The organism is Pedobacter sp. MC2016-15, from assembly GCF_026239695.1.
Classification (GTDB): Bacteria; Bacteroidota; Bacteroidia; order Sphingobacteriales; family Sphingobacteriaceae; genus Pedobacter.
On sequence record NZ_JAPIVS010000001.1, the window covers coordinates 140,579 to 154,585 of the forward strand.

At 42.8% G+C, this 14,007-nt stretch carries 12 protein-coding genes; 7 read left to right on the forward strand and 5 right to left on the reverse strand.

All coding sequences use genetic code 11. The features are described from left to right. The first annotated feature begins 42 nt into the window (after nt 1-42). Complete coding sequence (locus OQY15_RS00665; RefSeq protein ID WP_265786512.1) at nt 43-1,956, forward strand: OmpA family protein; 1,914 nt, start codon at nt 43-45, stop codon at nt 1,954-1,956. A 5-nt stretch (nt 1,957-1,961) separates the two neighbouring features. Here the strand turns inward: OQY15_RS00665 and kdsA are convergent, their stop codons facing one another. Together kdsA and recQ are read right to left on the reverse strand one after the other, a co-directional pair. Next, entirely contained in the window at nt 1,962-2,777 is an 816-nt protein-coding gene (gene kdsA, locus OQY15_RS00670; protein ID WP_265786514.1) for a 3-deoxy-8-phosphooctulonate synthase, read from the reverse strand. An 8-nt stretch (nt 2,778-2,785) separates the two neighbouring features. Beyond that, nucleotides 2,786-4,975, reverse strand: a complete 2,190-nt coding sequence (gene recQ, locus OQY15_RS00675; protein ID WP_265786516.1) for a DNA helicase RecQ — start codon at nt 4,973-4,975, stop codon at nt 2,786-2,788. A gap of 88 nt (nt 4,976-5,063) precedes the next feature. Between recQ and OQY15_RS00680 the strand changes: the two genes are divergently transcribed. After that, complete coding sequence (locus OQY15_RS00680; RefSeq protein WP_265786518.1) at nt 5,064-6,032, forward strand: KpsF/GutQ family sugar-phosphate isomerase; 969 nt, start codon at nt 5,064-5,066, stop codon at nt 6,030-6,032. A 17-nt stretch (nt 6,033-6,049) separates the two neighbouring features. Continuing rightward, entirely contained in the window at nt 6,050-7,141 is a 1,092-nt protein-coding gene (locus OQY15_RS00685; protein ID WP_265786520.1) for a mannose-1-phosphate guanylyltransferase, read from the forward strand. Nucleotides 7,142-7,194: 53 nt separating this feature from the next. On the opposite strand, the gene rlmB is transcribed toward OQY15_RS00685, so the two are convergent. Beyond that, nucleotides 7,195-7,962 (reverse strand): 23S rRNA (guanosine(2251)-2'-O)-methyltransferase RlmB, encoded by a 768-nt coding sequence (gene rlmB / locus OQY15_RS00690; protein WP_265786522.1) that lies wholly within the window; start codon nt 7,960-7,962, stop codon nt 7,195-7,197. A gap of 205 nt (nt 7,963-8,167) precedes the next feature. On the opposite strand from rlmB, the gene dnaB reads away from it, so the two are divergent. Beyond that, entirely contained in the window at nt 8,168-9,745 is a 1,578-nt protein-coding gene (gene dnaB / locus OQY15_RS00695; protein WP_265786525.1) for a replicative DNA helicase, read from the forward strand. Between the two features lie 24 nt (nt 9,746-9,769). Here dnaB and chrA read toward each other — a convergent pair whose 3' ends face one another. Both chrA and OQY15_RS00705 read right to left on the reverse strand, forming a co-directional pair. Continuing rightward, nucleotides 9,770-10,969 (reverse strand): chromate efflux transporter, encoded by a 1,200-nt coding sequence (chrA, locus tag OQY15_RS00700; protein ID WP_265786527.1) that lies wholly within the window; start codon nt 10,967-10,969, stop codon nt 9,770-9,772. Nucleotides 10,970-10,978: 9 nt separating this feature from the next. Further along, on the reverse strand, nt 10,979-11,314 hold the full coding sequence (locus tag OQY15_RS00705; RefSeq protein ID WP_265786529.1) for a tetratricopeptide repeat protein: 336 nt from the start codon (nt 11,312-11,314) through the stop codon (nt 10,979-10,981). 152 nt (nt 11,315-11,466) lie between these two features. Here OQY15_RS00705 and OQY15_RS00710 point away from each other — a divergent pair, with 152 nt between their 5' ends. The 3 genes from OQY15_RS00710 to OQY15_RS00720 all read left to right on the forward strand — a co-directional run bounded on the left by OQY15_RS00710 (nt 11,467) and on the right by OQY15_RS00720 (nt 13,950). Next, nucleotides 11,467-12,204: an electron transfer flavoprotein subunit beta/FixA family protein gene (locus OQY15_RS00710; RefSeq protein ID WP_265786531.1), complete on the forward strand. Its 738-nt coding sequence runs from the start codon at nt 11,467-11,469 to the stop codon at nt 12,202-12,204. 113 nt (nt 12,205-12,317) lie between these two features. Next, a complete protein-coding gene (locus OQY15_RS00715; protein WP_265786533.1) occupies nt 12,318-13,289 on the forward strand; it encodes an electron transfer flavoprotein subunit alpha/FixB family protein in 972 nt (323 codons plus the stop codon). 43 nt (nt 13,290-13,332) lie between these two features. Further along, nucleotides 13,333-13,950, forward strand: a complete 618-nt coding sequence (locus OQY15_RS00720) for a bifunctional nuclease family protein (RefSeq protein ID WP_265786535.1) — start codon at nt 13,333-13,335, stop codon at nt 13,948-13,950. Nucleotides 13,951-14,007: the final 57 nt, after the last annotated feature.

The following is a 14,007-nucleotide window of genomic DNA, read 5'->3' on the forward strand; positions in this document are numbered from 1 at the left end:
GCTTTTTTTTTGCTAAGTTTATCTTTAAAGAATGCTTATCAAATGAATCGAATACTGTCAATCTATCTGAGAATGCTGACCTGCTGCAGCCTGCTTGTTGCATCCTTGTCTGTTGTTGCACAGGAGTCTGTGGTCAGAAAAGCACAGCAGAATTTTGAATATGCACAAAGGTCTCTGCAAAACAGAGATTATGATGCTGCTATCAAGTCGCTGCAGGAAGCAGCAGCTGCAGATCCGGCTTTTCAGCTGGCCTTTGTACAGCTGGGAGATGTATACCGGCTGAAGAAAGATTTTGAAAAAGCCAGGTCGAGTTATTTAAAAGCGGTCGGGATCAGTACTGCGGATGCAAGAGTTTATTATTCCCTTGCTGATGTTGAGCTCAAGAGTGGCGACTATGAGAATGCGGGCAAACACTTCAGAATTTTTAAAGAGACGTATAAGGGAAAAGATCGGGAACTGCTCCTGAAGACTGATAAGTACATTAAAGATTGTGATTTCTCTGTTATTGCAATAAAAAGCCCTGAAAAATATCAACCGCTAAACCTTGGCGCTGCTGTAAACACAAAAGATCGTGAATATTTCCCGGCACTGACGGCTGATGGATCAAGTTTAATCTTCAGCCGCACGGTAGATGGTAATGAAGATTTCTACATCTCGCACCTGGGCGCTGAAAAAAAATGGTCTGCAGCTGTTCCTTTGAGCAATCAGATCAATACTCCACAGAATGAAGGCGCACAATCGATCTCACCTGATGGGATGTATCTGTTCTTTACGGGTTGTAACCGTGAAGATGGCTTTGGCAGCTGTGATCTGTACCTGAGCCATAAAAATGGGAATGACTGGGATAAACCTTTCAATCTTGGTGCAGCGGTAAATTCATCAGCCTGGGATTCTCAGCCTGCAGTAAGTCCGGACGGTAATACCTTATACTTTGTGAGTAACCGTCCCGGCGGATTGGGCGGCTATGATCTCTGGAAGACGATGCTGAATTCGGAGGGTGAATGGAGCAAACCTGTAAATCTCGGACCTGAAATCAATACGGTTTTCGACGAGATGACTCCTTTTATTCATCCTGATGGTAAGACTTTATATTTCTCTTCAAATGGATGGCCTGGTCTGGGTAATATGGATATTTATTTCTCCCGTATGCAGGACAACGGTAGCTGGGGAAAACCTGTAAACATTGGCTACCCTATCAATACCTTCAGTGAAGAAACCGGGCTGATGGTCAGTGCCGATGGTAACAAGGGTATGTTTTCCTCTGTTCTTAAGGAAGGTTTCGGTGATATGGATATCTACAGTTTTGATCTGCCCAAAGCAGCCAAACCCCTTCCCATCACCTACGTTAAAGGTATTGTAAGGGATAAAGAAACGAAAAACTTCCTGGAGGCAAAGGTGCAGGTGGTTAACTTAAAAACTAAGGAAACCAAGTTCACTGATTATACTTCTAAAGTCAATGGAGAATTTTTGGCAGTAATGCCGCTGGGCAGCACCTATGCGTTCAATGCAATCGCCGATGGATATCTATTTTATTCTGATAATTTTGAATTGACGACAGCATCAACCGGGAAACCTTATGTAGTGGAAATCTACCTGGAAAAACTAAAAACCGGGGGTAACGTGGTACTCAGGAATATCTTTTTTGACACGAATAAATATGAATTGTTGCCAGCCTCAGTCACGGAGCTTTCCAGTTTGCTGGAGCTGATGCAGGCCAATACCAGCATCAGTATTGAAATACAGGGGCATACCGACAATGTAGGCGTTGCTGCTGACAATCAGAAGCTTTCCCTGCAACGGGCAAAAGCAGTGTATGATTATCTGATCACTCATCAAATTGCAGCGGAGCGGCTGAGCTTTAAAGGATTTGGTTCTACAGTGCCGATCGCTAAAAACGACACTGCAGAAGGCCGCCAGAAGAACAGAAGGACGTCCTTCCAGATTACAAAAGTTTAATGGGATTAGATTACAGCCTGTCTGATCCTGATGAGCTTGACCATCAGATCTTCAAGCAAATCTATCTGAAGCATATTTGCGCCATCGGATTTTGCATTTGCAGGATCTGGATGGGTTTCAATAAATAAGCCGTCAGCGCCAACTGCAATTGCAGCTTTAGCAATGGTCTCTATCAACTGCGGTTTACCACCAGTAACTCCGGAGCTTTGATTGGGTTGCTGCAGTGAATGTGTAACATCCATGACAACTGGCACACCAAAGCCCTGCATTTCAGGTAATCCCCGGTAATCAACAATCAGGTCCTGGTATCCAAAGGTATTTCCCCTGTCGGTCAGAATAACCTTGTTGTTTCCTGAATCCTGGATTTTTTCTACCGCAAACTTCATGGAACCGGCAGAAAGAAACTGTCCTTTTTTTACATTCACCACCTTACCCGTTTTTGCAGCAGCAATCAGCAGGTCTGTCTGGCGACATAAAAATGCAGGAATCTGTAACACGTCCACATAAGCCGCGGCCATTGCAGCCTCCTCACTTTCGTGGATATCTGTCACTGTCGGCACTCCGAAGGTCTGCCCTACTTTTTCAAGGATTTTTAAGGCTTTTTCATCGCCGATACCCGTAAAGCTGTTCCCTTTTGAACGGTTTGCCTTGCGATAGGAGCCTTTGAAAATAAAAGGAATTTCAAGTTTGTCAGTAATGGTAACGAGTTTCTCCGCAATTCTCAAGGCAATCTCTTCCCCTTCTATTGCACAGGGACCAGCCATTAAAAAGAAATTTCCGGATGTGGTATATTTTAGTTTTTCTAATTCGAAATTGATCATTCTCAGTTTTAATTTCCAAGTTCAGACATGAACTTGATACGCATTAATTGTATCTCCTCACGGGTATAATCCGTTTCACCCAAATCTTTGAGTGCTTCATCAATAGAGTCATTCTCTGCAGAACGGAAGTAATCAAATACTTCATCCTGACGGTCATCATCCATGATTTCATCCACAAAATAGTTCAGGTTCAGCTTTGTTCCGGAATTGACAATGGCCTCAATTTCTTTAAGAATCTCAAAGTAGGTGATGCCTTTAGACTTAGCAATATCTTCCAGACCAATTTGTCTGTCAACATTCTGTATGATGGAAACTTTCAGCTGCGACTTATTAGCCTGCGTTTTGATGATCAGGTCGATAGGCCTTTCAACATCATTATCCGCAACATACTTTTTGATCAGCTCCAGGAAAGGAGTACCAAACTTCAGCGCTTTACCATTTCCAACACCGGAGATCTGTTTCAGCTCTTCCATGGTAATTGGATAGTGTGTACACATCTCTTCAAGTGAAGGGTCCTGAAAAACTACAAAAGGAGGAACATTTTTCTGTTTCGCAATCTTCTTGCGAAGATCCTTAAGTAACTGCAGTAATTGTGTATCTAAAGTTCCGCTGCCATGTTTCACGTCGTCTTCATCATCATCAGAAGCACTGTCAATAGGCTCATTCATGATGAATTTGAGGGCGTAAGGATTGGCTATAAAATCTGATCCTGAGTTAGTCAGGCGCAGTAATCCATAATTATCGATATCCTTGGAGAGGAAATTATTCAGCACTGCCTGTCTTACCAGGGATTTCCAAAGGTTTTCACCTTCTACTTTACCCAGTCCGAATTCCGGCAGTTTGCTATGCTCGTAGGCAATAGTCTGTGCAGTTTCTGATCCCATCAGCACATTCAGGATATGCGCATCATCAAATTTCTCCCCGATATCCCTGATCATGAGCAGCAACGTTTTCAGATGCTCTTCGGCCTCAAACAATTGCTTGGGTTTCTTGCAATTGTCGCACATGCAGTTACAGCCGGCTTCATTGAAGTTTTCACCAAAGTAGTGCAGGATCTGCTTTCTGCGGCAAACACCGGATTCAGCGTAATCAATCACTTCTTTCAGGATCTGCGTACCGATCTCACGTTCGGCCACAGGTTTATCCTTCATGAATTTAGCGAGTTTATCTACATCTTTCTGGGCATAAAATGCGATACATACTCCTTCACCCCCATCACGTCCGGCCCTTCCAGTCTCCTGATAGTAACCTTCCATACTTTTAGGGATGTCATGGTGTATTACAAAACGTACATCCGGTTTATCGATCCCCATCCCAAAGGCAATGGTGGCAACGATCACTTCGGCGTCTTCCATTAAGAATTTATCCTGGGTTTCTGCTCTGACCTTCGGTTCAAGACCCGCATGATATGGCAGTGCCTTGATGCCATTCAGATTCAATGCCTCCGCTACCTCTTCAACTTTCTTCCTGCTCAGGCAGTAAATGATACCGGACTTGCCCGTATTGTATTTGATATACCTGATAATTTCTTTGAGTACATCCCGTTTAGGGCGGATCTCATAAAAGAGATTGGGTCTGTTAAATGAGGATTTGAATAATGTCGCATCACTCATCTGCAGATTCTTGATAATGTCCTGCTGAACTTTAGGTGTGGCAGTGGCTGTTAATGCAATAATTGGAATATCAGGGCCAAGGCCGCTGATCACCTGTCTGATCCGCCGGTATTCCGGACGAAAATCATGTCCCCATTCCGAAATACAATGGGCTTCATCAACCGCAACAAAAGAAATAGTAATGAGCTTTAGAAATTCTATATTATCCGCTTTGGATAGGGATTCAGGTGCTACATATAATAACTTGGTCTGTCCACTAAGAAGGTCATTTTTTACCTGCGTAATTTCAGATTTGTTCAAAGAAGAATTGAGAAAATGTGCGATGCTGTCACTGCCCCCAAATGCCCTGAGCTGGTCCACCTGATTTTTCATCAGCGCAATCAGCGGTGATATCACGATGGCAGTACCCTCAGACATGAGTGCCGGTAATTGATAACAGATGGATTTACCACCACCTGTGGGCATAATCACGAAGGTGTTTTTGCGCTCAAGAACATTAGTAATAATTGATTCCTGATCGCCTTTAAAGTTGTCGAAACCAAAGAAGGTTTGTAAGTTGTCAAACAACGACTTTTTCACGTCCATTTTGTGTATAAAATATTCAGTGCTATTTTTGATTCAAAATAACATAATTTTGCGTCAATTAAAGCATCAATATACTAATAATTTCTCTTTGAAAAGTAAAAAATCGATTATTGAGGCGGGGATCAACACTTTACAGGCGGAAGCTCAGGCAATTCTGGGGCTCGTCCAGCACGTAAATGATGAATTTGTGGCCATTGTGGAGCGTATTATTGCGGGAAAAGGCCGTGTAATTGTCACAGGAATTGGCAAAAGCGCTATCATAGCGCAAAAAATTGTAGCTACTTTTAACTCTACAGGTACTCCTTCCATCTATATGCATGCCTCGGATGCAGTCCATGGAGACCTCGGAATGATACAGGAAAATGACATCATTATTTGTATATCCAAGAGTGGAAATACCCCAGAAATTAAGGTCCTCACACCCCTGCTCAAACAGGCCGGAAATCTGCTGATCGGCATGGTCGGGCAGTTGGAATCTGAACTGGCAAAACAGGCCGATATGATTCTTAATACATCCATCGAAAAGGAAGCATGCCCTAATAACCTTGCTCCTACCACCAGTACAACGGCCCAGCTTGCAATGGGTGACGCCCTTGCCGTAAGCCTGCTCACTGCCCGGGATTTCAATGCTGATGATTTTGCCCGGTTTCATCCGGGTGGCTCGCTTGGAAAAAAACTCTATCTAAAGGTATCAGAACTCGCAGAACGTAATGCTAAACCAAGTGTTTTGGCAGATGCTTCAGTTAAGGATGTGATAATTGCAATTAGCAAAAACCGTTTGGGTGCCGTAGTTGTTATTGATGCAAATCATCAGGTGAAAGGTATCATTACTGACGGCGATATCAGAAGAATGCTGGAAAAATACTCAAATCTTGATGATCTCACAGCCAGTGACATTATGAACAGCAATCCAAAAACGATAGACAAAGATACCTTAGCCGTTACCGCTTTTGAACTCATCCGCGAATATAATATTACCCAATTATTAGTTACTGATGCTGAAAATTACTTTGGTATTGTACATTTGCACGACCTTTTACACGAGGGTTTAATATAATTATGTCTAACCACATTATGAACAAAGATAATTTTGTATTGATCATGGCCGGCGGAGTTGGAAGCCGGTTCTGGCCAGTAAGCAGAATAGAACACCCAAAACAGTTCATCGATTTCTTTGGTGTTGGAAAAACACTGATTCAAAGTACGTACGACAGATTTCTGAAAATTTGTCCCGCGGAAAATATATTTGTTGTCACGAATGAGATCTACACGGATATCTTAAAAAAACAACTGCCTGAGCTTTCAGAAAATCAGATTCTCGCAGAACCTATCATGCGCAATACCGCTCCATGTATCGCCTATGGTTCGATGAAAATTGCAGAGATTAACCCAAATGCAACCATTATCGTTGCACCTTCTGACCACACAATCGCTCATCTGGATACTTTTGTAGCTTCTATCGAAGAAGCTTTGATTGCAGCCAGGGAAAACGACTGCCTCATCACGCTTGGGATCAAGCCAAGTCGCCCGGATACAGGCTATGGTTATATCCAGTACATGGATAATACGCTTTCTGGCGATGACCGTATACACAAGGTTAAGCTATTTACGGAAAAGCCGAACCTCGAGCTGGCCAAATCATTTGTACAGAGCGGTGATTTTCTTTGGAACGCCGGTATTTTTGTCTGGTCGGTAAATGCCATCAGCGATGCTTTCAGTACTCACCTGCCGGAAATGTATGATATCTTCCATCTGGGTGCCTCTGCTTATAATTCAGCAGAAGAAAAAGATTTTATTGCCAATGCCTACACGCAGTGCACCAATATATCGATTGATCTGGCAATCATGGAAAAAGCAGACAATGTTTATGTGCTGCCTACTGATTTCGGATGGTCTGATCTCGGAACCTGGGCTTCTGTATATGATATGGCAGAAAAGGATTATGTAGGCAATGCTGTGATGCCTTCAGAGCAGGTGATGATGTTTAATTCATCTAATTGCATGGTGAATGTACCGGAGGATAAACTGGTGATCCTGCAGGGCTTACATGATTATATCGTAGTTGAATCAAACAATACATTGCTGATCTGCCCAAGGACTGAAGAACAAAGTGTAAAACAGATTGTAGCTGATGTAAAATCCAACTTTGGCGTCAAATTTATCTGATAAAATAGCTGATGTGTGAGCTGGAACCAGCACCTGCACATCAGCTAATTCTACTAAGCAGTACGCTGCCTTATCGCTTCATAAAGAATTACTCCCGTAGAAACGGAAACATTGAGCGAGCCAATCTCTCCGAACATCGGAATTTTGGCCAGGTGATTGGCCATGCGCATAATATCATTTGAAATCCCTTCATCTTCAGCCCCCATTACAATTGCCGTAGGCGCTGTATAATCCGGTGCATAAATCAGATCATTTGTTTTCTCTGTACAGGCTACAATCTGTAAACCACATTCCTGCAGGTAAAGTGCAGTTTTATGCAGGTTCTGATGACGGCAAACCGGAATCGTAAATAAGGCACCCGCAGATGTTTTTATCGCATCTGCATTAATCTGAGCAGAGTTTTTAGCCGGAACAACAATTGCATGTACACCGGTGCAGGCAGCAGTTCTTGCAATAGCGCCCATGTTTCTGACATCGGTAATTCCATCCAGTATCAGGATCAATGGCACTTCCCCTTTTTCATAAATCTGTGGGATAATATCTTCAATTTTCTGGAAGGTTATTGAGGAAATCACAGCGATCACACCCTGGTGATTTTTCTGTGTCATCCTGTTTAGCTTTTCAACCGGGACATTGTGAACCGGGATATCTGTATCTCTCAGTAAGCCTTTTAGTTCTGGAATAATCTCTCCGCTGAGGCCCCTCTGCATATATAAAGATTCGATATCTTTACCTGCTTTAATTGCTTCTATAACAGCACGGATACCAAATACAAACTCATTATTTTCTTTAGGTCTGGGAGACCTTCTAAAGTTTTCCATTTATTTTATTTTACCTGCAAAAATAGCTGAAATAATGGGAACTGAGGCATCCATTTTCAGCTGAAAGCCTCCGGCCTGTTCTCCACAGGAAACTGTTGGCAAATTTTTCGTCCTGAAATACGCTCCAAAAAAAGGATAAAGCGAGCTGTAAGAATGTGTAAAAACAATTCTTATCAGGACTGTAATTTTGTATATTTTTGCATATATGAATATCGATAACGGATCACAAGGTCAGGAGAGACAAAATTTCACATCTTCAAAAAAAAGCAGACTGGCAATCCCAACCATGGGCCAGGGTAAAATACCGCCTCAGGCGCTGGATTTGGAACAGGCGGTGCTCGGTGCACTGATGCTGGAGAAGGATGCCCTCTCAACTGTAATTGATATCCTTAAACCCGATGTTTTCTACGATGAAGCCCACAAGAAAATCTTTGAAGCGATTGCCCTACTTTTCCAGAAATCAAAACCAGTAGATATTTTAACGGTGACCTCAGAGCTACGGACGCTGGGAACACTAGAAATGGTAGGTGGCGCCTATTATGTGACTAACCTCACTAACCGGGTAGCTTCAGCGGCCAACATTGAATACCACGCAAGGATTATCTCTCAGAAATATATTCAGCGTGAGCTCATCAGGATCTCTTCAGAAATCATTCAGAATGCCTATGAGGATACCACTGATATTTTTGACCTGCTGGATACCGCAGAAAAGGGACTGTTTGATATCGCGCAAAATAACCTGCGTCGTGACACCCAGAAAATGGATGAGATCATTAAACAATCTCTTGCTACACTTGAAGAACTCAGAACAAAATCTGATGGTCTGACGGGAGTACCTTCAGGATTTACGGCTCTGGACAGGATCACAGGTGGATGGCAACCATCAGATCTGGTGATCATCGCTGCACGTCCGGCGATGGGAAAAACGGCCTTTGTACTTACCTGCGCCAGAAATGCTTCCGTAGAGTTTAAGCGACCAGTTGTCGTTTTCTCGCTGGAGATGTCCTCTGTGCAGTTAGTCAATCGTCTGATTTCAGGAGAAACGGAAATCGAACAGGAGAAGATCAGGAAGGGTAATCTCGCAGAATGGGAATGGCAGCAGCTCCACAGTAAGATCGGTACGCTCACTGAGGCCCCTTTGCTGATAGATGATACTCCAGCCCTGAATATCTTTGAGTTCAGAGCGAAATGCCGAAGATTAAAATCACAATACGACATACAGATGATCATCATCGATTACCTGCAGCTGATGCATGGTAAAGGTGAAGGTCAGAGCGGAGGTGGTAACCGTGAACAGGAGATCGGTAGTATCTCCAGAGCCTTAAAATCTGTGGCCAAGGAGTTGAACATACCAGTACTTGCACTCTCGCAGTTGAGCCGTGCCGTAGAATCGAGACCAGGTGTGAATGGTAAACGACCACTCCTCTCGGATTTGAGGGAATCTGGTTCCATCGAGCAGGATGCAGACATGGTGCTCTTCCTGTACCGTCCTGAGTACTATGGTATCACTGAAGATGAACAGGGAAGATCACAGGCCGGTGTTGGTGAAGTAATCATTGCGAAGCACAGGAACGGTGAAACGGGTATTGTACCACTGAGGTTTATTGGTAAGTACGTAAAGTTTGCTGATCTGGAAGAAGATTTCATGCCGCCAAATTCGTTTTCTATGGACAGCCCGAGTGCAGGGATGATGCCTTCCGCGGATTTTGATAAACCATCAGGAAATGTCATCATTAAGCCTTCCCGTATGGATGATTTCAATGATGATGACGCGCCGTTTTAATATTGAAGCTGAAATTTTGTTAGGTTAAATAAAATAACCTAACAAAATACCGGCAAGAACGATAAGTGGCGGACTGATCTTTGTGAAGTTGAGAATAAGGAAGGTGACAATGATCAGGCTGATTTGAAGGACATCAAACCCTATCGGTTTTGCGAGCAGGATAAAGGCTGCGATGATGAAACCAACGCTGACTGCACTAATGCCAGACAAGGAGTGTTTAATACGCGTGATCTTTTTCAGGTCTTCCCAGAAAGGCACTATAAACAACACAAGGATCAATCCCGGCAGATTAATCCCGATCACACCAATGATACCTCCCAATACCTGTCCAAAGATCCCGTAACCAAAGTTCTTCATGCTCAGCGTACCCAGGTAACTGGTAAAAGAAAAAGTTGGCCCCGGTAAAGCCTGCTGCAGGGCAAAGCCCGATAAAAATCCGCTCGAACTCAGGTAATGTTTCATCTGTACAAACTCTGTAAACATCAGCGGTACCAGCACCTGCCCTCCACCAAAAATAAGTATGCCGTTGCGATAGAAGTTCTCAAACAGCCTGATAGGCAAACTGAATGGTGAGGTTCTGTTGATGATCGCACCAAGCATTGCCATTACCAGAAGGACACCTAGGTAATAGGCCAGTTTCTTGGGATTGATATTGGCAAATAATTTGGTCCTGATCTCTGTTTCTTCTTTAGGCGTCTCCAGCGCCGATGAAATCATTCCGCCGACAAGAATTGCCAGAGGAAATACGTATGCATTACGCAACACCAGCGTCACAATAACCGCTGCAATTGCCAGAAATACTGCCGATTGTGAAATGAGAACTTTCCGTGAGAGATTGTAGGCCCCAAAAGCCACAATTCCCAGCGCTATGGGTTGAATATACTTCAGGATTTCGATAAATTTTTCCTTCTGATCGAGTTGAGCATAACTGATACCTGCGAAGGTCATAATGGCGGCTGAAGGAATAATCCAGATCAGAAAAGAGATCAGCGCCAGTTTAAGTCCCCCCACCTTATGTGCAATTCCCACAAGGGTCTGTGTAGAGGCTGGCCCCGGAAGAACCTGTGCAAGCGCATTCAATTCCAGCAGTTCCTCTTCGGAGATAAATTTTACGTCCTTTACAAAATACTTCAGCAGCAATGAAATATGCGCCTGTGCGCCTCCAAATGCTGTGAAAGTAAACAGAAATACATTTCTGATAAATAATAATTGCCGGTGTGCCATTGCTAGGGGTTAGTCGTCTTCATAATCAAGACCTGCTGCCGTATTATATGCACCCTGCAATTCAGCGAAAGCATGTCCGTCGCCTTTTTCCCTTGCCCTCTCCATTCCCTGCTCGTAGATAGCTATCGCTTTGTCGGTTTCACCATGTTTCTGATATAGCTTACCTAAATGATAATAAGTTCCTACATAAGCAGGATGTTCATCAACAAGTTTCAGATAATAATGATAAGCCTGTTCGGTATCATTAAGTGAGTTATACTCTGTCGCCAGCGCATATAAGATAAATGGGTCGTTAGGTTCTGTGGTTAAAAACGCCAATAACTTGTTTAATCGGGTACTTTGCATTTTAAATCCCTGCTTTTTTAATTAGATTTGCAAAAAGACATTTTGAAGAAGCTGTATATAAATTGCCGAACTTAAGGATAAAATCAGCAAATCAAAACCTGAAAACAGCTTGCTCATTAGAAATCAGACCTTTAAAAATCAATATATAAATTATGAAAATATTAGTTTGTATCAGTAACGTCCCGGACACCACCACAAAAATAACTTTTACCAGCGATAATACACAATTCAATACTGCAGGGGTACAATATATTGTAAACCCGTATGATGAAATTGCCTTATCCAGAGCTATAGAATTAAGTGAAGGCGGCAAGGGTACTGTAACTGTTTTAAATGTGGGCGAAGCCGCTACTGACCCAACCATCAGAAAAGCTTTGGCTATCGGTGCTGACGATGCTGTAAGAATCAATGCAGTACCTCGTGATGCTTATTTCACAGCTTATCAGATTGCAGAATATGTTAAAACTGCAGATTTTGATATCATCCTTACAGGACGCGAGTCTATTGATTATAATGGTAACCAGGTAGCAGCGATGATTGGTGAGTTCCTGGAAATTCCTTCCATCTCTATCATTAAAAAATTAGACTATGATGGTACTACAGCTACCATCGAACGTGAAATTGAAGGTGGTAAGGAAATAGTAACAGTTACTGGAAAATTTGTCGCAAGTTGTGCTGAAGGTGTTGCTGAACCAAAAATTCCGAATATGAGAGGCATTATGTCTGCAAGGACAAAGCCTTTAACTGTTGTGGAGGCTAAAGATATTGAAGAAGTGGCAAAAGTAGTTTCTTTCGAAACTCCAGCCCCGCGCGGTGCAGTAAAATTGATCCCTGCTGATGAGGCCACAAGCCTGATAGGATTATTGCATACCGAAGCGAAAGTAATCTAAACTATTAATAACCCAATTGAATTAAACAGCAGTAAAAGCCGCAGGAACCAGTTTATCTGTCAATTATGCTGATGATCAGCGCGGCCGGAACCATATAAATTTAGAAAGAAATTATGTCAGTTTTAGTATATGTAGAACAAGTAGATGGCAAGTTTAAAAAATCAGTATTTGAAGCAGTTTCATATGCTAAAGCTATCGCCGCCCAAACAGGAACAACACTCAGTGCTTTATCTATAGGAGAAGTTTCAGAGACTGAACTTCAGGAATTGGGTAAATATGGCGCAGAAAAAATCCTGAGCGTTACCACTACAGAGTTGAAAAAATTTGTCAACCAGGCTTATGCTGCTGTGGTTGCAGAAGCAGCACAAAAGGAAGGTGCTGACATTATTGTATTGTCAAACTCTTTTTCAGGAAAGGGCCTTGCTCCACGTGTGGCTGTAAAACTTAAAGCAGGATTAGTTGATGGCGCTATCGAGCTGCCGAAAACTGATGGTGGTAAATTCCTGGTAAAGAAAACTGCATTTTCAGGAAAAGCTTTTGCCGTAACAGAACTTACTTCTGCTGTTAAAGTTATTGCTCTAAATCCAAATGCTTTTGGCGTTAAGGAATCTCCCGCAACTCCTGTAGTTGAGGCCTTCTCTCCTGCTGTTCAAGCCGGCGATCTTACTGCTATTGTAAAAGAAATTGTCAGGGCAACAGATAAAGTTTCTCTGCCGGATGCAGAACTGGTAGTATCTGCCGGACGCGGATTAAAAGGACCAGAAAACTGGGGTATGATCGAGGAACTTGCCGGACTCTTAGGAGCAGCTACAGCTTGTTCAAAACCAGTGTCAGATGCCGACTGGAGACCTCATGCAGAACACGTAGGACAAACTGGTATTGCCATCAGTCCGAATTTATACATCGCTATCGGGATATCGGGAGCTATTCAGCATTTGGCTGGGGTGAGCTCATCAAAAGTGATCGTAGTGATCAACAAAGACCCTGAGGCTCCATTTTTCAAAGTTGCCGATTACGGAATTGTCGGTGACGCCTTTGAGGTAGTTCCAAAATTAATTGAAGCATTAAAAGCACATCAGGCTTAATAATATCCGGCGGAGACTCCATCTCCGCCAGGTATTCTAATATATGAAAAAAGTAAAACTAGATATTGTTGGCTTATCTTACAGCCAGACCCAATCCGGAGCCTACGCACTGGTACTTGGAGAAGTGAATGGCAGAAGACGTTTACCGATCATTATCGGTGCGTTTGAAGCACAGGCAATTGCGATAGAGATTGAAAAAATGACTCCCAGCAGGCCACTTACCCATGACCTCTTCAAAACATTTGCTCAAACGTATAATATAGAAATTAAAGAAATACTGATTTACAACCTTGTAGATGGTGTATTTTTCGCAAAGCTGATTTGTACTGACGGAGAGAAAACACAGGAAATTGATGCACGTACATCTGATGCCATCGCATTGGCTGTCCGCTTCAATTCTTCAATTTATACATATGAATTTATCCTGTCATCGGCAGGCATCGTTATCGAAGGCAATGATTTCGTATTTCTCGAAAACATGGACAACCTGAGTAAAGAACAGGGACAGGAAGATATTGATACGTCTATTCCCGGAACAGGTTACACCAACCTCAGCATAGAAGAACTTAACCAGAAACTGCAGGAAGCCATTACAGATGAGGCTTATGAGAAAGCTGCACGGATCAGGGATGAACTGAACAAAAGAAATTCATCTCAATAGCATTAATCTACAGGATTATACACATCTTTATTTACTATTATACCTAACAAATCTTAT

Bases quoted from the DNA above. Each gene is read 5' to 3' on its own strand.
- OQY15_RS00705 (WP_265786529.1), bottom strand. From the start codon at position 11,314: ATGCAAAGTACCCGATTAAACAAGTTATTGGCGTTTTTAACCACAGAA.
- OQY15_RS00720 (WP_265786535.1), top strand. From the start codon at position 13,333: ATGAAAAAAGTAAAACTAGATATTGTTGGCTTATCTTACAGCCAGACC.
- OQY15_RS00715 (WP_265786533.1), top strand. From the start codon at position 12,318: ATGTCAGTTTTAGTATATGTAGAACAAGTAGATGGCAAGTTTAAAAAA.
- recQ (WP_265786516.1), bottom strand. From the start codon at position 4,975: ATGGACGTGAAAAAGTCGTTGTTTGACAACTTACAAACCTTCTTTGGT.
- chrA (WP_265786527.1), bottom strand. From the start codon at position 10,969: ATGGCACACCGGCAATTATTATTTATCAGAAATGTATTTCTGTTTACT.
- OQY15_RS00710 (WP_265786531.1), top strand. From the start codon at position 11,467: ATGAAAATATTAGTTTGTATCAGTAACGTCCCGGACACCACCACAAAA.
- rlmB (WP_265786522.1), bottom strand. From the start codon at position 7,962: ATGGAAAACTTTAGAAGGTCTCCCAGACCTAAAGAAAATAATGAGTTT.
- kdsA (WP_265786514.1), bottom strand. From the start codon at position 2,777: ATGATCAATTTCGAATTAGAAAAACTAAAATATACCACATCCGGAAAT.
- dnaB (WP_265786525.1), top strand. From the start codon at position 8,168: ATGAATATCGATAACGGATCACAAGGTCAGGAGAGACAAAATTTCACA.
- OQY15_RS00665 (WP_265786512.1), top strand. From the start codon at position 43: ATGAATCGAATACTGTCAATCTATCTGAGAATGCTGACCTGCTGCAGC.
- OQY15_RS00685 (WP_265786520.1), top strand. From the start codon at position 6,050: ATGAACAAAGATAATTTTGTATTGATCATGGCCGGCGGAGTTGGAAGC.